This is a genomic window from Cohnella sp. GCM10020058, from assembly GCF_042683485.1.
Classification (GTDB): domain Bacteria; phylum Bacillota; class Bacilli; order Paenibacillales; family Paenibacillaceae; genus Cohnella.
Map to the genome: position 1 here is coordinate 222084 of NZ_JBHUJV010000017.1, position 18361 is coordinate 240444.

Annotated in this window: 21 protein-coding genes; all 21 read left to right on the top strand. The window is 58.6% G+C overall.

The features are described 5' to 3' along the window. Nucleotides 1–2: 2 nt before the first annotated feature. The 21 genes from ACFSR7_RS28480 to ACFSR7_RS28580 all read left to right on the top strand — a co-directional run bounded on the left by ACFSR7_RS28480 (nt 3) and on the right by ACFSR7_RS28580 (nt 18330). Nucleotides 3–2093: a chemotaxis protein CheA gene (locus ACFSR7_RS28480; protein ID WP_378167504.1), complete on the top strand. Its 2091-nt coding sequence runs from the start codon at nt 3–5 to the stop codon at nt 2091–2093. Between the two features lie 27 nt (nt 2094–2120). Further along, nucleotides 2121–2582 carry a chemotaxis protein CheW gene (locus ACFSR7_RS28485; RefSeq protein ID WP_090117367.1) on the top strand — a complete coding sequence of 154 codons (462 nt, stop codon included), beginning with the start codon at nt 2121–2123 and terminating at the stop codon, nt 2580–2582. Between the two features lie 4 nt (nt 2583–2586). Next, nucleotides 2587–3204 carry a chemotaxis protein CheC gene (locus ACFSR7_RS28490; RefSeq protein WP_378167506.1) on the top strand — a complete coding sequence of 206 codons (618 nt, stop codon included), beginning with the start codon at nt 2587–2589 and terminating at the stop codon, nt 3202–3204. Next, complete coding sequence (locus ACFSR7_RS28495; protein WP_378167508.1) at nt 3204–3698, top strand: chemotaxis protein CheD; 495 nt, start codon at nt 3204–3206, stop codon at nt 3696–3698. Before ACFSR7_RS28490 ends, ACFSR7_RS28495 begins: the two co-directional genes overlap by 1 nt. Before the next feature lies 1 nt (nt 3699). Next, nucleotides 3700–4119 (top strand): hypothetical protein, encoded by a 420-nt coding sequence (locus ACFSR7_RS28500; RefSeq protein WP_378167510.1) that lies wholly within the window; start codon nt 3700–3702, stop codon nt 4117–4119. A gap of 16 nt (nt 4120–4135) precedes the next feature. Next, on the top strand, nt 4136–4921 hold the full coding sequence (locus tag ACFSR7_RS28505; RefSeq protein ID WP_378167512.1) for a FliA/WhiG family RNA polymerase sigma factor: 786 nt from the start codon (nt 4136–4138) through the stop codon (nt 4919–4921). Between the two features lie 21 nt (nt 4922–4942). Continuing rightward, the gene (locus tag ACFSR7_RS28510; protein ID WP_378167514.1) at nt 4943–6355 is read left to right on the top strand and encodes a FapA family protein; all 1413 of its coding nucleotides are present in this window, start codon (nt 4943–4945) and stop codon (nt 6353–6355) included. A gap of 21 nt (nt 6356–6376) precedes the next feature. Beyond that, nucleotides 6377–6700, top strand: coding sequence for a hypothetical protein (locus ACFSR7_RS28515; RefSeq protein WP_378167516.1), 324 nt, complete (start codon nt 6377–6379; stop codon nt 6698–6700). A gap of 27 nt (nt 6701–6727) precedes the next feature. Next, nucleotides 6728–7444, top strand: a complete 717-nt coding sequence (locus ACFSR7_RS28520; RefSeq protein ID WP_378167518.1) for a hypothetical protein — start codon at nt 6728–6730, stop codon at nt 7442–7444. Further along, nucleotides 7441–8040, top strand: a complete 600-nt coding sequence (locus tag ACFSR7_RS28525; RefSeq protein WP_378167520.1) for a hypothetical protein — start codon at nt 7441–7443, stop codon at nt 8038–8040. The genes ACFSR7_RS28520 and ACFSR7_RS28525 overlap by 4 nt, the downstream gene beginning before the upstream one ends. 33 nt (nt 8041–8073) lie before the next feature. Then, nucleotides 8074–8250 (top strand): hypothetical protein, encoded by a 177-nt coding sequence (locus ACFSR7_RS28530; RefSeq protein WP_378167522.1) that lies wholly within the window; start codon nt 8074–8076, stop codon nt 8248–8250. A 1-nt stretch (nt 8251) separates the two neighbouring features. Next, nucleotides 8252–8950 carry a 30S ribosomal protein S2 gene (rpsB, locus tag ACFSR7_RS28535; RefSeq protein WP_090117358.1) on the top strand — a complete coding sequence of 233 codons (699 nt, stop codon included), beginning with the start codon at nt 8252–8254 and terminating at the stop codon, nt 8948–8950. Nucleotides 8951–9090: 140 nt separating this feature from the next. Then, entirely contained in the window at nt 9091–9741 is a 651-nt protein-coding gene (gene tsf / locus ACFSR7_RS28540) for a translation elongation factor Ts (RefSeq protein WP_090117357.1), read from the top strand. Between the two features lie 115 nt (nt 9742–9856). Continuing rightward, nucleotides 9857–10585: a UMP kinase gene (pyrH, locus tag ACFSR7_RS28545; protein ID WP_378114779.1), complete on the top strand. Its 729-nt coding sequence runs from the start codon at nt 9857–9859 to the stop codon at nt 10583–10585. Then, nucleotides 10586–11140 carry a ribosome recycling factor gene (frr, locus tag ACFSR7_RS28550; RefSeq protein ID WP_378114778.1) on the top strand — a complete coding sequence of 185 codons (555 nt, stop codon included), beginning with the start codon at nt 10586–10588 and terminating at the stop codon, nt 11138–11140. 133 nt (nt 11141–11273) lie between these two features. Continuing rightward, a complete protein-coding gene (locus ACFSR7_RS28555) occupies nt 11274–12077 on the top strand; it encodes an undecaprenyl pyrophosphate synthase (protein WP_378167524.1) in 804 nt (267 codons plus the stop codon). A gap of 4 nt (nt 12078–12081) precedes the next feature. Then, nucleotides 12082–12867: a phosphatidate cytidylyltransferase gene (locus ACFSR7_RS28560; protein WP_378167526.1), complete on the top strand. Its 786-nt coding sequence runs from the start codon at nt 12082–12084 to the stop codon at nt 12865–12867. Nucleotides 12868–12949: 82 nt separating this feature from the next. Continuing rightward, a complete protein-coding gene (locus ACFSR7_RS28565) occupies nt 12950–14098 on the top strand; it encodes a 1-deoxy-D-xylulose-5-phosphate reductoisomerase (RefSeq protein WP_378167528.1) in 1149 nt (382 codons plus the stop codon). Between the two features lie 96 nt (nt 14099–14194). Beyond that, nucleotides 14195–15457 (top strand): RIP metalloprotease RseP, encoded by a 1263-nt coding sequence (gene rseP / locus ACFSR7_RS28570; protein WP_378167530.1) that lies wholly within the window; start codon nt 14195–14197, stop codon nt 15455–15457. Nucleotides 15458–15488: 31 nt separating this feature from the next. Further along, nucleotides 15489–16937 carry a proline--tRNA ligase gene (gene proS / locus ACFSR7_RS28575; protein ID WP_378167532.1) on the top strand — a complete coding sequence of 483 codons (1449 nt, stop codon included), beginning with the start codon at nt 15489–15491 and terminating at the stop codon, nt 16935–16937. A gap of 70 nt (nt 16938–17007) precedes the next feature. Then, nucleotides 17008–18330, top strand: a complete 1323-nt coding sequence (locus ACFSR7_RS28580) for a hypothetical protein (protein ID WP_378167534.1) — start codon at nt 17008–17010, stop codon at nt 18328–18330. Nucleotides 18331–18361 lie beyond the last annotated feature (31 nt).

Here is an 18361-nt window from a genome sequence, read left to right on the forward strand (position 1 = left end):
CAGTGGAAATGAATCAGTACTTGTCCATTTTTATCGACGAAGCGAACGAGCATCTGCAGTCGCTTAACGAAAACATGCTGCGTCTCGAGCAGCAGCCCGAGGATATCAGCATCGTTCAGATTATCTTCCGATCTGCCCATACGCTTAAGGGCATGTCGGCTTCGATGGGCTTCGAGGATCTCGCCTCGCTGACGCACGAGATGGAGAACGTGCTCGACTTGGTGCGCAACGACAAGCTGAAAATGAACGGCCACATTTTCGATACGCTTTTTAAATGTCTGGATTCGCTTGAAGGCATGGTGCAGGACGTCGTCGGCGGCGGCAACGGCAGCGCGGACGTCAAGGAACTCGTGGCGCAGCTCAAGCAGATCGTAAAAGGCGAGCCGGCCGCGCCAGCGGCAGCTGCCGGACAAGCGGCTGCAGCAGGCGGCGCTTCCGAGCTTGCAATGGTGGCTACGCATCTGCTGCTTGACCAATTCCAGCTATCGGTGCTCAGGCAGTCGATTGAAAACGGCAGTCCCGCTTTCCATATCGAGGTTACCATTCGCGAGGATTGCCTGCTTAAGGGCGTACGGGCCTACATGGTATTCGATGCGCTCGAGCGCAACGGGGAGCTCGTCAAGTCCCATCCGTCGGTACAGGATATCGAGCAGGAGCAATTCGGCCATCAGTTTTCCGTCTATTACATTTCCCGTATTCCGCAAAAGGATCTGCAGGACGCGCTCGACAAAATTTCCGAGCTCGAATCAGTGCGCATCGTACCGCTCGATCTCGAGAGCTTGAGCGAGCTTGACGAGTCGCGAAGTGCGGAGCAGCAGATTCAGGAGGCCGTGCAACAAGCGGCCGCGACGGCGACCGCGCCACCTCCGGCGGCGACGGCGAGCGCCGCCAAGCCGGCCGCCTCGGATGCGCCGGCAAGAGCGCCCGCAGCGGCGCCTGTGGCGAACAAGACGATCCGCGTCGATATCGAGCGTCTCGACTCGCTTATGAATCTGTTCAGCGAGCTGCTGATCGACCGCGTCAGGCTCGAGCAGCTTGCCAGCGAGGTGAAACGCAACGATCTGACCGAGACGGTCGAGCATATGGCGCGCGTCAGCAGCGACCTGCAAAATATCGTCCTGAAGCTGCGGATGGTTCCGGTGGACAGCGTGTTCAACCGTTTCCCGCGGATGGTGCGGGATTTGGCCAAGTCGCTCGGCAAAAAGCTGGATCTGGTCATTACGGGCGCCGAGACGGAACTGGACCGGACGGTCATCGACGAGATCGGAGACCCGCTCGTGCATCTGATCCGCAACTCGGTCGACCACGGCGTCGAGACGATCGAAGGCCGGATCGAGGCAGGCAAATCCGAGACGGGTGTTGTCAATCTGAGGGCGTTCCACAGCGGCAACCATGTCTTCATCGAGATTGAGGACGACGGGCGCGGCATCAATCAGCCGAAGGTCCTCGACATCGCCGTCAAAAAGGGCATCGTCTCTCCGGAAGAAGCCAAAAAGCTGAGCGACGACGAGATCAACATGCTGCTGTTCGCACCGGGCTTCAGCACGGCGGACAAGATCTCGGATATATCCGGACGCGGCGTCGGCCTGGATGTCGTCCGGTCGAAGATCGAATCGCTCGGCGGCGTCGTATCGGTCACCTCCAAGGCGGGCCAAGGATCGAAGTGGTCGATTCAGCTGCCGCTCACGCTGTCGATCATCACGGCCATGCTGGTCAAGCTTGGATCGGAGAAGTTCGCCGTTCCGCTTACCTCCATCGTCGAGACGGGCATCGTGCAGCGCAGCGCGATCCGCGATTTGCACGGTGCGAAGGTCATCGAATACCGCAAGTCGATTATACCGGTGTTATCGCTGGCGGCCGTGCTGGATTCGCCGGATTATTCCGAGGAGAACGAGCAGGAGACGGAGATGCTCGTCATCCGCAAGGGAGAGAAGCTTGCCGCCGTGCTGGTGGACGAGCTGATCGGACAAAGCGAGATCGTGCTGAAGACGCTCGGCAAGTATCTGACGAACCTGGACGTCATCTCCGGAGCGACGATTTTGGGCGACGGACAAGTCGCGCTGATCGTAGATCCGAACGCGCTCATCAAATAATCGTTCCTATCCGAGGAGGATGCTGTCATGGCAGAAGATTTCAAGGTTATCGTTTTTACGCTCGCTCACGAAGAATACGGCATCGAGGTTGACAAAGTGCGGACGATCGAACGCATGACGCCGGTTACGCGCGTGCCGAAGACGCCGGTATTCGTAAAAGGCGTCATCAATCTGCGCGGCGTCGTCGTGCCGGTCATCGACCTGCGCAGCCGATTCGGACTTCCCGAATCCGAACCGACGGAAAACTCGCGGATCATCATCGTTGCGGCGAACGAGCTTGAAGTCGGATTTATCGTCGATTCGGCGAACGACGTCATCGACCTGAACACGGACATGGTCGAGAATCCGCCTGAAGTCGTCGGCGGCATCAAGGCCAAATACTTGAGCGGCGTGGCGAAGTTCGGCGAAAACCGACTGCTTATTCTGCTTAATCTGTCCGAAGTCCTCAACCGGTCGGAGATCATCCAGCTCGAACAATTCGGAGCTTGACGATATGGAACTGTTCAGCCACAACGCCGAATTTAAAATGGACGTGCTGCGCGAAGTCGGCAATATCGGAGCGGGACACGCGGCGACCGCGCTCTCCCGCTTGCTCGATAAGCCGATCGACATGGCCGTCCCAAAAGTTAGCTTCATTCCCTTCGAAGACATCGCCGACCGCGTCGGCGGCGCCGAAGAGGTCGTGGTCGCCATCTTCCTTCGCGTAGAAGGAGAGGCGCCGGGCAATATGTTTTTTCTGATGAGCCAGAATCAGGCGCGCGTGCTGCTGCAGGGCCTTCTGCACTTCGAGTTATCGGAAGGCCCCGAGTATACCGAGATGGAGCTGTCCGCCCTTAGCGAGATCGGCAATATCCTTGCCGGATCTTATCTGTCGTCTCTCGCGGATCTGACGGGCTTGCCGCTGTCGCCGACCGTCCCTGCGATCGCGGTCGATATGGCGGGTGCGATATTGAGCTATGGCCTGGTTCAATTCGGCACGATGGGCGACGAGGCATTGCTCATCGATACGACATTTTTGGAAGACGACCGGCGAGCGGAGGGGCATTTTTTCTTTATTCCCGATCCCGAGTCGTTCGAGCGCTTGTTCCGCGCGCTAGGAGTGCCTATCTAATGAAAGAAGTCATCATCGTGAAAATCGGAATGGCGGACTTGAACGTCGCCTCGGGCGGAGACTCGCTCAAGACGACGGGCCTTGGCTCCTGCGTCGGACTGACGCTTCACGACGCGAATCTGGGTATTGCCGGCATGGCGCACATTATGCTTCCGAGCTCGGATATCGCGCGGGAGGGACAGATCAATATCGCGAAGTACGCGGATACGGCCGTTCCGGAACTGCTGTCCAGGCTGAAGGCCGGCGGCGCCAACATGAGGCGCCTTGTCGCGAAGCTCGCGGGCGGCGCTCAGATGTTCGCATTCGCGAGCGGCAACGACAGCATGCGCATCGGACCCCGCAACGTGGAGTCCACGAAGCTGGCGCTCGCCTCGTTCGATATTCCCGTAATCGCCGAGGATACGGGAGGTAATTTCGGGCGGACGATCGAATTCAGCAGCGCGAGCGGAATTTTAACGATCCGCAGCGTGCAGAACGGGGTAAAGGAGATTTAAAATGAGCGTGCCATGGCGATGGAATTTAGGGTTCGCGTTTTTCGGGGCCGTTTTGATTTTCTTGATCTCCTCGTCCAGCAATCCGCCGCTCACTTCGCTTGTGCGAGGCTTGTACGGATTTCTAGCTTTCGGCTTGCTCGGACTGTTCGTTCGCCTCGTCCTGCAGCAACTGCTGCAGCCCGCCAAAACGCTTGGCGGAGACAAGGAGCGGGAAGAAGAGGAGCGAGGAATCGTTCTGGACATGACGACGCCGGCCGAGGACGACGAATCGCTTTCCCGCCTGATGCGGGAACAATGGACGGGCAACGAAGAGCCGCAATCCGCCAGCTTCGAGCCGCTGAAGCCCCCAAGGCTCGTCTCGATCGACGAGTCGAATCCGGAACAAGTCGCACAGGCGATCCGGCGTCTGAACGACGATTAAGGAAGGTGATGCAGCGATGGCAGAACCCAAGAGTTCCAAGCTGTCCCATTACGACCTGTGGTGCCGCTGGAAGGAAGAAGGCGACACCGAAGCTAAAAAAGGCCTGATCGAAAAGTACATTCCGCTCGTCGATTATGTATCCAGCCGCATGGCTGCGGGATTGCCCAAAAACGTATCCAAGGACGATCTGGTCAGCAACGGGTCCATGGGTCTGATCGACGCTATCGAAAAATTCGATCATCTGCGGGGTTTGCAGTTCGAAACCTATGCCTCCTGGCGTATTCGCGGATCGATCATCGACGGGCTGCGCCAGGGCGACTGGGTGCCGCGGTCCGTTCGGGACAAAGCGAAAAAAATGGAAGATGCATACGCCATCCTCGAGCAGCGCAATTTACGCTCCGCCACCGATGAGGAAATATGCAGCTACTTAAATATAACGGACAAGGAATTCCAGCAGATGCTTCAGGAGGTTGCGGTCGCAACGGTCGGTTCGCTCGAAGAGCCGATCCGCGAGGAGGATGCCGAGACGCGGATGTCGCTGCTCGTGGACGACAAGGCCCAGAGCCCGGAATCGAAGGTGCACGAGACATATCTGAGAGACTCTCTTGCGTCAGGCATCGACAAGCTCACGCCGAAGGAGCGCACGGTCGTATCTCTTTTCTACTACGAGGATCTGTCGCTCAGCGAGATTGCCGAAGTGATGTCGTTGTCTCCGTCCCGCATTTCCCAGCTGCATTCCAAAGCGATTCTGAGGTTGCGCGGCGCGCTCGGCAAGCATAGGGACCAACTGCTTCAAAAATAAAACAGGAAAGGGGGATTTATAATGAAAGGGGAAGAGGCGTTTGCGATCGACCAGGTCTATCAGGTTAAAATATCGGATGACCGCATGGCGGCTCAGCTGCTGATCAAGCCGACAGAGAGTGCGGAAAGCGTGAACGTCTGGCAGCTCGAGGCGCTGCTCGCATCCGCAGGCGTTCGTTACGGCATACGGCAAGATCTGTTGATTCAGATCGCCGACAATCCGAAAGCGTTTTTTTACAACGACAACTTCGTGGCAACCGGATTGCAGCCGGTCCAGGGCGTCAACGGCTATGTCAAAGTATTGTTCGAGGACCAGGGCCAGGCGAAAAGGCCAGCCGAGCGCGAAGACGGCAGCGTCGATTACAGAGAAATGAAGCAGCTGCCCAACGTCAAAACGGGTCAATTGATCGCAACCCGGGTGCCTCCGCTTCCCGGGACGGCGGGCATTGCGGTAACGGGCGATGCCGTCGTACCCAAGGAGGGTAAAGAAGCGAGCTTTAAGGTCGGCAAAAACGTCGTCGTCAATCCGGACAAGACGGCCATGTATGCCGCGATGGACGGTCTCGTCACATGGACGGACAAAGACAAGCTGAACGTTTTTCCGGTTTACGAGGTTAACGGAGATATCGACTACCACACGGGCAACATCGACTTTGTGGGCACCGTCGTCATTCGCGGCAACGTGCTGACGGGCTTCCGCGTACGCGCCTCCGGTGATATCCGGGTTACAGGCGGCGTTGAGGGAGCGGAGCTGGAATCGGACGGCTCGATCGAGATCTCGGGAGGCATCATCGGATCGGGCAAAGGTCACGTCAAGGCGGGCGTCGACGTGAAGTGCTCGTTCGTACAGGAAAGCAACGTGACGGCGGGCCAAGACGTCCTGGTGTCGCAGAGCATCATGCATTCGAACATCCGGGCGGCCAGGAGCATCCGCTGCGAAGGCGCCAAGGGCTTGATGGTCGGCGGCTTGATGCAAGCCGGCGATCTAGTCGTGGCTCGCACGATCGGCAATTCGATGTCCACGGTCACCTCCATCGAGGTCGGCTTGAAGCCCGAGCTGCGGCAAGAGCTCGGGGACCTTCGCCAGCAAGTGCGCCAATTGTCCGAAAGTTTGGACAAGACGGAAAAAGCGCTTGTGCTGCTCGATCAGCTGGCGGCTGCCGGGCAGTTGTCTGCGGATCGGCTGGCGATGCGGATCAAGCTCAATTCGACGCGCAGGCAGGTGACCGAGGAGCTCAAGACGGCCAAGGCGAACATTCTCGAGATCGAACGCTCGCTTGAGGATACGGATCAGGCGAGGGTCAACGTACTACATACGGTTTACGGCGGCACGAAAATCGTCATCGGCCGATACACGCGTTTTGTCAAGGACAGCGCCAAGCGGGTGACCTTCCGTTACGCCGAAGGCGAGATTGCGATGGCGACGCTTTTATAACGCGACAGGAGGCGAACGGCCGTGAGCTACAAGCCGATCGACGTGCAAACCTCGATTCCCCGCTCCATCGAACTGACGCCGCTGCAGGCTGCCCAGCAGCTTCGCCAGTCTACCGACCAGGCCGCGCTTGGCGTTCAGGCCCAGAAGCTGGCCGAGCGCGACGCCAAGCGGAATGCGAAGTCGGAAGGCACCGGGCACAAATCGATCTCTGAAGACGACGATCCCAAGGAAAGCCGTCATAAGAGACTTTTCTCGAAAAAAAAACACGCGGACGAGAACGAGCAAACGGAGACGCATGCGGCCGAACATCCCTATAAAGGACATCATATCGACCTGTCACTATAGCAACGGGAAAGTGAGAGTGCATTAGACATGGATCCGTGGGTTACGCTCGTAATTGCCGGGGCTGCAATTGCGGGATACGGCTGGCTGAAGCCCGAACAGAAGGCGCAGTCGACCGCAATCGTAAATGAAGAAGCATATGACAGACTGCTTGAGGACCTGGAGACGGAAAATAAAGAGCTTGTGGACGCTGTCGCGGCTTTCAAGCGAGAGCAGGACGATACAGTGAGCCGTCTCGGCCGGCGCATTCGGGAACTGGAGCTTCAGATGGAGGAATCTGCCGCTTACCGGAAAGCGGAAGCTCACGGACGCGAGGAGCCCGCCGCAGCGAGCGATTACGGCCGATTGCCAGCGCAGCCGGCACCCGGGGGCTTACGGCAGGCTGCGCCTGATGGCCGGCGGGATGAAGGCTCGTTCGCGGGCGGTTCTTTGGAGACGGCGACACCGATGGCGAAGCCGCCGATCGCTGCAGAAGCCCAACTTGAAAAGTTTTCGGCAGCACCGATCAAGGAAGCCGGGAGCAGTCCGCGTCAAGACAAGGCGATCGATCCTGCCGCAACAGCGGCAGCGGATATTGGCGGTGGACCTGCGGACAGGCCGCCCGCGATCCGCGAGCGCTATGCGGAATTGCTGGAGCTTTACGAGCGGGGACGCTCGGTAGAGCAGGTAGCCAAGGCGATGAACATGAATAAAGGCGAAGTGCAGCTTGTTTTGCAGCTCGCCAAGCGGGAGGTGAGTCGGCCATGAACAAGCGCCGCGCGCTACTGGTCGGCTTAGGCGTCGGGTTGATGGCCGGCGCCGCCCTGCTCCAGCTCATGACGTACGGTCAGGGGCTTAGTTCAGGCACTGCGCTGCCTGAGCCGCTCACGGTCGCCCAGCTTCAGGAACAAGCCGAGGGAAATGGCTACGGCATGTACAAGCTGAACGAGCCGACGTACACGCAGGCACAGCTGGACGCGGCCGTTGCCAAGGCTAAGGAAGATGCGCTTGCGGCGGGGGGGGATAAGCCGGGACAAGCAGACGGCGGGACTGCGGCGCCTGCGAGCTCGCCCGCGCCCACAACTACGCCTGTGCCCACGACTTCGCCTGCACCAAGCGCATCGGCAACCAAGACAGGGGAGTCCGGCCCCGAGACGCGGCTTGGTCTGTATGTTGCGGCCGGAGACTCGCTCGACAAAGTCGCGACCGGCTTGAAGGCGCTCGGCGTCATTCGGGACAAGGCGGCCTTCGTCAAGGCTGCCAAGCCGTATAGCGGCAAAATGCGAGTCGGCCTCAGCGTATTCGAAGGCGAAATCACGTACGACGGGATTATCGCCGAGCTGCTTCGCGACAAAAATAAATAATATGGCCGCCATCGTCCTCAAGGAGGCCGCCGAATGGATGCCCGGCTTGTGTTGCAAGCCGGGCATCCGTATGTTATATTGTTAAACGGTGTGAAAAAACGCACGCCGTTCAATTCCGTCAGCGGTGCTTCGCAGAAGCGAAGTTCTGACGGGAAGCGCGAACCGGCGGAGGAGATTCACGATCCAAAACCATACGGAGGTGCAAGTTAAAATGGCAGTTATTTCGATGAAACAGCTTCTCGAAGCTGGCGTACACTTCGGTCACCAAACGCGTCGCTGGAACCCGAAGATGGACAAGTACATCTTTACCGAACGGAACGGCATCTACATCATCGACCTGCAAAAAACGGTCAAGAAAGTCGACGAAGCGTACAACTTCGTTCGCCAGCTCGGCGAGCAAGGCGGCACGATGCTGTTCGTCGGCACGAAGAAGCAAGCGCAAGATTCCGTGAAGGAAGAAGCGGAGCGCAGCGGCCAATTCTATATCAACCAACGTTGGCTCGGCGGCACGCTGACCAACTTCTCCACGATTCAAAAGCGTACGGATCGTCTGCACCAGTTGGACAAGTGGGAGCAGGACGGCACGTTCGAAGTGTTGCCCAAGAAGGAAGTTATCATCCTTCGCAAGGAAAAAGAGCGTCTCGAGAAGTTCCTCGGCGGCATCAAGCATATGCGCAGACTGCCTGACGCGCTGTTCATCATCGATCCGCGCAAAGAACGCATCGCCGTCGCCGAAGCCCGCAAGCTGGGTATCCCGATCGTCGGCATCGTCGACACGAACTGCGATCCGGACGAGATCGACTACGTCATTCCGGGCAATGACGACGCGATCCGCGCCGTTAAGCTGCTGACGAGCAAGATGGCCGATGCCATCGTCGAATCCCGTCAAGGCGAAGAAACGACCGCCTAAGCCAGCCGGTTCTTACAGCATTGCGAGGTCAAGGGTGGTCAGAAGAGAACCTTCTCACCGCCCTTTTTTTGAAAACATAAACCAATCGATAGCCGTCCGCGCGAGTTGCGTCCGGCGGCCACATACCAGGAGGGAATCCCATGGCAGTTAACGCAGCAGACGTAAAAGCGCTCCGCGAAAGAACGGGAGCAGGCATGTTGGATTGCAAAAAGGCGCTTGAGGAAGCCGGCGGCGACATCACGAAAGCAGCCGACCTGCTTCGCGAGAAGGGACTTGCAGCAGCAGCCAAGAAGGGCGACCGCATCGCTACCGAAGGCCGCGTAGAATCTTACATCCACGGCGCAGGCCGCATCGGCGTGCTTGTCGAAGTCAACTGCGAGACCGACTTCGTCGCCATGACGGATCAATTCAAGGAACTGGTACGCGACATCGCGATGCACATCGCAGCAGCCAACCCGCTGGTCGTTCGCCGCGAAGAAGTGCAACAAGCCGACCTGGACAAGGAAGCCGAGATTCTTCGCAACCAGGCGCTTAACGAGGGCAAGCCGGAGAAAATCGTCGAAAAGATCGTCGAAGGCCGCCTGAACAAGTACTACGAAGAAAACGTACTGCTCGAGCAATCGTTCGTCAAGGACCCTGACAAGACGATCCAAACGCTGCTCAACGAGAAGATCTCCACAATCGGAGAGCAAATCTCCATCCGTCGCTTCGTTCGTTTCGAACTCGGCGAAGGTCTCGAAAAGAAGCAAGATAACTTCGTCGAAGAAGTTATGGCGCAAGTCAAAGTTTAATCGGAAATGCCAGGGGGACACGCGGTGTTCCCTTTTTTAAAGAGCGCTTATCCATTCAGTAATGCCGGGAAGCGCATTTCCCGGCACAGAAATCGACCAGGTGGAGGTACTAACGTTGAATCGACCCGTCTACAAACGCGTGGTGTTGAAGGTAAGCGGAGAGTCGTTGTCCGGATCGACCGGTTACGGGATCGACGCAACGACGATCATCTCGATCGCCGAACAAATCAAGGAAGTCGTAGCGCTCGGCGTTGAAGTCGCCATCGTATGCGGAGGCGGCAACATCTGGCGCGGCATCTCCGGCAGCCAGAAGGGCATTGATCGTGCGACGGCCGACTACATGGGGATGCTGGCGACGGTGATGAATTCGCTTGCCTTGCAGGACGCGCTGGAACAGATCGATGTGCCGACTCGCGTACAATCCTCCATTGCCATGCAGCAAATCGCAGAGCCTTACATTCGCCGCCGGGCGATTCGCCACCTCGAAAAGGGACGCGTCGTCATTTTCGCCTCGGGTACGGGCAATCCGTTTTTCTCTACCGATACGACGGCCGCGCTGCGGGCTGCCGAGATCGAAGCCGAAGTTATCCTGATGGCCAAGAACAAGGTCGACGGCGTATACAGCGCCGATCCGTTCAAGGATCCGACGGCGGAAAAGTACGAGCAGTTGACGTATCTCGACGTGCTTAACAAAAATCTGGGCGTCATGGATTCGACGGCGTCCTCTCTGTGCATGGACAATAATATCCCGCTTCTCGTCTTCGCCATTACCGAGCCGGGCAACATCAAGCGCGCGGTGCTGGGCGAGAAAATCGGTACAATCGTAAAGGGGAGCGTGAATTAAGTGCCTCAAACGATCAAGAAAAACGCAGAAGAACGAATGGACAAAGCACTGGCCGCACTGCGCCGCGACTTGTCAACCCTGCGTGCCGGACGCGCATCCGGCGCAATGCTCGACCGCGTCCAAGCCGAATATTACGGCGCGCTGACGCCGGTCAATCAGCTCGGCACGATCAACACGCCTGATTCCCGCACGCTGATCATTCAGCCTTGGGATAAATCGGCTTTGGCTGCGATCGAAAAAGCGATCTTGAAGTCCGACATCGGCCTGACCCCTGCGAACGACGGCACGATCATCCGGCTGAATATCCCGCCGCTGACCGAAGAGCGCCGCGCAGACCTCGTCAAGTCGACCAAGAAATTCGGCGAAGAAGCGAAGGTCGCCATCCGCAACATTCGCCGAGACGCCAACGACGACATTAAGAAAAAAGAAAAGGGCGAGATTTCCGAAGACGAGTCCCGCCGCCATCAGGACGATATCCAGAAGTCGACGGATCGCTTCGTCGCAGAGGTGGACAAGATCTTGGCCGCCAAAGAAAAAGAAATCATGGAAGTTTAAGCATTCGACCGGCCCCTCCGAAAGGTGGGGTTCGTTTGAATTTTCGGGGATCCCCGCATCGGAACGGATTCAGGCTCCGCAATGCCCCACTCGGTGGGGTTATTTAATGGTCGCTAAACCAGGGGGAACAGCCATGAGCAATCGATTCTTAGGCAGTCTTTTCGGCAAAAAGGAGGACGGCGGGCAAGGGCGGTCAGGAGGCTCGCAGTCCCAGACGTCCGAAGATTTGCTGAAGGAAGGCCGAATTCCCCGGCACGTGGCCATCATCATGGACGGCAACGGACGCTGGGCCAAAGCCCGCGGACTTCCGCGGGTGGCGGGACACCATAGCGGCATGAAGGCCGTCAAGCGCATTACCCAAGCCGCAGATCGTCTAGGCGTAGAGTTTTTGACGATGTACGCGTTTTCTACCGAAAACTGGAAGCGGCCCAAGGCTGAAGTCGATTTTTTGATGAAGCTGCCGCAGGAGTTTCTGTCGATCGAGCTCGAAGACTTGATCCGCAACAACGTGCAGGTGAAAATGATGGGCGTAAGAGACCTGCTGCCCGACTTTACGCTTGATGCGATCGAGGAAGCGGTTCGCCGCACGGCGAACAATACGGGACTTGTCCTGAACTTCGCGCTTAACTACGGGAGCCGGATGGAAATCGTAGAGGCGGCTAGAACGATCGCAAAGCGCGCTGCCGCGGGCGAGCTGTCGCCCGATGAGATCGACGAGCAAACGTTCCAGCAGTCGCTCTTGAGCGGAGACCTTCCGGATCCGGATCTGCTCATCCGAACCAGCGGAGAGCTGCGCCTTAGCAATTTTATGCTGTGGCAGCTTGCCTACAGCGAATTTTGGTTTACGGACGTCTATTGGCCGGAATTTTCGGAAGCGCATTTCCATGAGGCGATTCGCGAATACCAACGGCGTGCGCGCCGCTACGGAGGGATCTAAGGCGATGGGGCAACGGATCGTGACGGGCGTCGTCGCCGGCGCCGCTTTTTTAGCGCTGCTAGGACTGGGCGGATGGTATTATTCGATCATGCTCGCGGCGCTCGCACTTATCGGGTACCATGAATTCGTCAAGCTCAACAAGCTGCCGACGAGCCGTCTTGACGTGCTCTGCGGCTTTGCGGCTACGCTCGTGCTTGCCCTGCCGCACCTGCCGTTCGGTTGGGCGACGCCAAGCGCGCAGGCGGTTTCCTGGGTGCTGATGTTCGTGCTGCTGTCGGCGACCGTTTTTAGCAAAAACAGAATTACGCTCGATCAATCGGCGCTGCTCTTCGTCGGCGCTTTTTATATCGGTCTCGGATTCCGCTACATGGCGCTCACCCGCGAGATGCCGCACGGCGTGTTCTGGCCGCTGCTCGTCTTTTTTTGCATCTGGGCTTCGGACGCCGGCGCTTATTTTGTCGGCAAGGCAATCGGCCGGACGAAGCTGTGGCCGTCGATCAGTCCGAACAAGACGGTCGAGGGGGCGCTTGGCGGTTTGGTCATCGCTTTGCTTGTATCTGTCGTGTTCGCCGTCGTATGGCCGGACTGGATAGACTTCGGAACGGCACTCGCTGTCGGGCTTGCCGCCGCGGTCGCCGGTCAGCTCGGCGATTTGATTCAATCCGCTTACAAAAGGCTGCGCGGCGTGAAGGACTCGGGCAACCTGCTTCCCGGACACGGCGGCGTGCTCGACCGCACGGACAGCTGGCTGATCGTATTCCCGCTCGTCCATCTGCTTGGACTGTTCTGAATGTTAAGCGGGCTTGCATGCTCCGCCAACACGCTGGTCCGGCAATTGTTGCATCATAGCTATACATAACGGAGGGAACGGCTTGAAAAAGAAGGTGGCGGTGCTCGGCAGCACCGGTTCGATCGGCACCCAGACGCTGGACGTTATCTCGCGGGACCCGGACGCGTATGAGGTCGTCAGCCTGGCGGCCGGTACAAGGCACGAGCAACTGCTCGAACAAGTCCATCGCTTCAGGCCCGGACTCGTATCGATCGGCTCTAAGGTTTTGGCTGACAAGATCAAGGGGGACCTGCCGGCCGGTACGAAGCTCGTTTGGGGCGAAGAGGGTTTGATCGAAGCCGCAGCAGGCGCCGATGCGGACTATGTCGTATGCGCGCTCCTGGGCAGCCTCGGATTGAAATCGACGCTGGCCGCCATCGATGCCGGCGCGACGATCGGTTTGGCGAATAAGGAGACGCTGGTTACGGCCGGGCATATCGTGATGCGCAGAGCTGCGGAGCGCGGCGTGCCGCTGCTCCCCATCGACAGCGAGCACTCCGCGATTTTCCAGTGCCTGAACGGCGAGGATCGCGCTGCGATACGACGTCTTGTCATTACCGCTTCCGGCGGCAGCTTCCGTGACCGCGCCCGCAGCGAGCTCGTAGGCGTGACGGTCGAGGACGCGCTGAAGCATCCCAATTGGTCGATGGGCGCGAAGATAACGATCGATTCGGCGACGATGGCGAACAAAGGGCTCGAAGTGATTGAGGCGCACTGGCTATTCGATCTTCCGTACGACCGGATCGACGTCATGCTTCATCCCGAGAGCATCGTGCACTCAATGGTCGAATTCGTCGACACGAGCGTCATGGCGCAGCTCGGCAACCCGGACATGCGGGTGCCGATCCAGTACGCGCTCACCTACCCGGAGCGCCGTCCGTCGCCCGCATCTCCACTCGATCTGCTGCGCGCAGGCACGCTGCATTTTAAGGATATGGACTTTGAACGGTATCCGTGCCTTAGAATGGCTTACGAGGCGGGAAGAGCGGGCGGGACCGCCCCGACCGTATTCAACGCGGCGAACGAGGTCGCGGTGGCCCGCTTCCTCAAGCGCGAGATTCCGTTTCTCGCGATCGAAGAGATTATCGAATCGGCGCTCGCCGCGCATGAGACGAACGCGGCGCCGGACCTCGAGGAGATCGCCTTCGCGGACGGCCGGGCGCGCGACGCGGCAGCCGGATGGCGCAAATAGCAACCGACCTTTCGCAAGACCCGTATTCTCTTGTATCGCCTCGGCGAATAATGTTAATCTAAGGACAGCCGTTAGGGCGGACGGAGGGTAACTTGCATGGAAATGGTACAGGTTGTTTTTCTAACGGTTCTCGTCTTTTTTGTGCTCGTCTCGATTCATGAGTTCGGACACTTTTATTTTGCCAAGCGGGCCGGCGTGCTCGTGCGGGAATTTGCGATCGGGTTCGGCCCGAAGCTGTTCTCGATCAAGCGCGGAGAGAGCCGGTTCACGCTGCGGCTGCTGCCGATCGGCGGCTTCGTACGAATGGCGGGAGAAGATCCCGAGGTCGTCGAAGTGCAGGCGGGACATACGGTAGGCGTCCGGATCAAGGACGATAAGGTTACGCGAATTTATTTGGACCGGCTTGACGAGCGGACGCAAATCTTGCGCGGCGAAGTCACGGCGATCGATCTGGAGCGTCATCTGTATCTCACGCTGGACGTGGACGGCGATGTACAGCGTTATGACGTGCACCCGCAGGCGCTCATCGTCGCGAAGGGCAGAGACACGCAGATCGCGCCGCTGGACCGTCAGTTCGGCAACGCCTCGGCAGGCAAGAAGGCGATGACGATTTTCGCCGGCCCGCTGATGAACTTTATTTTAGCGTTCGTATTGTTCGCCGTCTTCTTTCAATCGTACGGCGTAGCGGTCGAGCCGAATACGAAAATTTTCATCAACGAAGTGACGGCCGACGGGGCGGCGAAGGCTGCCGGTCTGCAGAAGGGCGACCTGGTCGTCTCGGTTAACGGCGTCGCCGTCGAAGGCGACAGCCAAAAGCTGTCCCAGGCGATCACGGGCAGTGCCGGCAAGCCGATGGACTGGATCGTGAACCGGGACGGTCAGCAAGTGAAAATAACGGTGACGCCGAACGCGGATACGGGTAAGGTCGGCATCGTCATGGCGCCGGAGATGCGTCATCCGGCCTTCGGAGAGACCTTCTCGCTGGCCGGCCATGCGATGGTGGACAGCACGAAGAAAATTTTCGAGGGCTTCCGCAAAATTATTTTCGGCGAGGTTAAGCTTGAAGAGCTCAACGGACCGGTCGGAACGGCGCAGGTAACCGTGGAGATCGCCAAGCAGGGCGTGACGCAGCTGACCTGGTGGGGCGCGATTTTGAGCTTGTATCTCGGTATTTTTAACCTGTTGCCGATTCCGGCGCTCGACGGCAGCCGCCTGCTGTTCATCGGCATCGAGGCGATCCGGGGCCGCCCGGTCGATCCGAACCGCGAGAGTCTCGTGCACTTTATCGGCTTCGCTGCGCTGATGCTGCTGATGGTCGTCGTCACTTACAACGATATTATCAGGTTGGTCAAAGGCTGAATTTCAGACGTTTTCAAGGGTAGGGGAGCTTATGTCGAAGGATAAAGGGTTCGTAACGGAAATAACGCCGCAGGCCGAGGATTTCAGCCGCTGGTATATCGACGTCATCAAAAAAGCCGAGCTAATGGACTATTCGCCGGTACGCGGCTGTATTGTCTTCCGGCCGGAAGGCTACGAGCTGTGGGAAAATATCCAGCGCGACCTGGACCGCCGCTTCAAGGAGACGGGCCACCGCAATGCCTATTTCCCGCTGCTTATTCCGGAGAGCTTTTTCCAGAAGGAAAAAGAGCATGTCGAGGGCTTTAACCCCGAGCTGCCGATGGTGACGGAGGCCGGCGGAGAGATTCTGGAAGAGAGATTGGCCGTGCGTCCGACGTCGGAGACGATGTTCGGGCACATGTATGCCAAGTGGATCAATTCCTACCGCGATCTGCCGCTGCTCATCAACCAATGGGCAAACGTATTCCGCTGGGAAAAGCGCACGATGCCGTTTTTGCGGACGAGCGAGTTTCTGTGGCAGGAAGGACATACGGCGCACGAGGACGAGGCGGACGCCCGCCGCGAGACGATGCAGATGCTGGACGTGTATACGGACTTCGTACAAAGCGTGCTCGCCATCCCGGTCATCAAGGGACAGAAGACGCCGTCCGAGCGCTTCGCAGGCGCCGTCGACACGTATTCCATCGAGGCGATGATGAAGGACGGCCGCGCCGTTCAGGCCGGCACCTCGCATTACCTCGGCACCAAGTTCGCCGTCGCGTTCGACATCAAGTATTTGAGCCGGGAGAATACCCAGGAGTATTGCCACACGACCTCCTGGGGCGTAAGCACGCGCTTGATCGGCGCGCTGATCATGGTGCACGGCGACGACCGCGGCCTCGTATTGCCGCCTAAGGTCGCGCCGACGCAGGTGATCATGATCCCGATCGGCCCGCCCAAGACGCGCGAGACGGTCATCGCCAAAACGGACGAATTGTTCGCGCAGCTGAAGGCCGCCGGCATCCGCGTGCGCGTCGACGATCGCTCCGACGTATCGCCGGGCTGGAAGTTCAACGAATACGAAATGCGCGGCATTCCGATTCGTCTTGAGCTTGGCCCGCGCGATCTGGAGAACGGCGTCTGCGTGCTTGTGTCCCGTGTGACGGGCGAGAAGAAACAGGTGCCGCTCGACAACCTGGCGGCATCCGTAGCGGAGATGCTCGAGGAAGTGCACGTTCAGATGTACGATCGCGCGCTCGAATTCCGCGAGTCGCATCTGTTCGATGTCGAGACGCTTGACCAACTGAAAGCCGCTTTCGAAGAGAAGCGCGGCTTCGCTTACGCCGGCTGGTGCGGCGACGACGCCTGCGAGAGCAAAGTAAAGGAAGAGACCGGCGCGACGAGCCGCAACATTCCGTTCGATCCGCAGACGACCAAGAGCGTTTGCCTGTGCTGCGGCAAACCCGCTGCGCATACGGTCGTATTTGCCAGAGCGTATTAAATCAACCGCGTAAAACGAAAGACTCCCGACAGCGCCGGCTTCGGGGGTCTTTTTCACAGGAGGAAACCGTATGCAAATCAAGATCGGTGTCGTAGGGACGGAGACAATCGTTTCTCGCGTATTAAGAGTTTTGAATACGTTCCCATCGTTCGAGCCCGTCGTTCGTATTACCGAAGAGGAACAGGAAGCGACCGACATCGCAGCCGCGCTTGAGAACGAAGTGGAGGCATTGCTGCTGTCAGGCCCTGCGTCTTCGCGCCTGCTCAAGGAAAAAAGACCAGGAAGCGTGCCGGTGCATCATGTGCCGTTGACAGGCGCCGGCTTGTACAAAGCGTTGTTCGAAGCGCAGCGATCCGGGCGGCTCGGTCCGGAAGCGGTCTTGTCCGTGGATTCGCTTACCAAGACGATGGTCATGCGAACGCTTCGGGACTTGGCGCTTGAAGAGCTGACGGTCGCCGTTTATGACGGTCCGTCCTATGCTTCGCCGGACAAGCTTGCCGCGCACCACCGCAAAGTCGCCGCATCGCATGCCGGCGTATTTGCCTTCACCGGCGTGGAGCGGGTCGCGGATGATCTGACGCGGCTGAACATTCCGCATGCGCGGCTGCTGCCGTCTGACGACGATATTATCGTTACGCTGGAACGCGCGCTGCTGTCGACGGAGTCGCGCAAAGGCAAAGAGTCGCAGATCGTCGTCGGCATGGTGACGGTCGACGAATTCGGCAAGCTCGTACAGCGGAGCGCGAGCGAGCACGAGATCCAGAAGCTCAAGCTGGACATTCATCGGATGGTGCTCGACTATGTCGAGTCGCTGGACGGTTATTTGACGCCGGTCGGCGGCGACGAGTATTTGTTTTTTACGACGCGAGGCATTTTCGAGCGGGAGACGGGCGGCTACAAGACGATCCCGCTCGCCAAGGATGCCAATCTGTCCTACGGCCTCTCGCTCAGCATCGGCATCGGCTTTGGCGCGACGGCCAGCGAGGCCGGATCGAACGCGCGCAGCGCGCTTCGCAAATCGGTCGCCGCAGGAGGCAACGCCTGTTTTATCGTGCGCGAGGATCGTACCCTGATCGGACCGCTGGAGATGGCTGACCCGGTATCGTCGATTACGGCGCCGCTAGATCCAACGCTTCTGCGACGTGCGGAGGATGCCGGGATGACTGGCGCTTACTTGAGCAAGCTGCTCGCCTATATGTCCCGGCACGGCAAATACGATTATCAGGTGCACGAACTTGCGGCCATGCTTAATGTGACGGTGCGCAGCGCGCATCGGCTGCTGCTGCAGTGGGCGGATGCGGGACTGGTCGGCATTGCAGGCATGGAAAAGATGCCGAAGGGCAGGCCGCGCCAGGTGTATCGTTTCTCCTTTTTGGCGGATCACTATTTATGAGGGGCGCTGGTCTGCTTCAATACGCAGATCT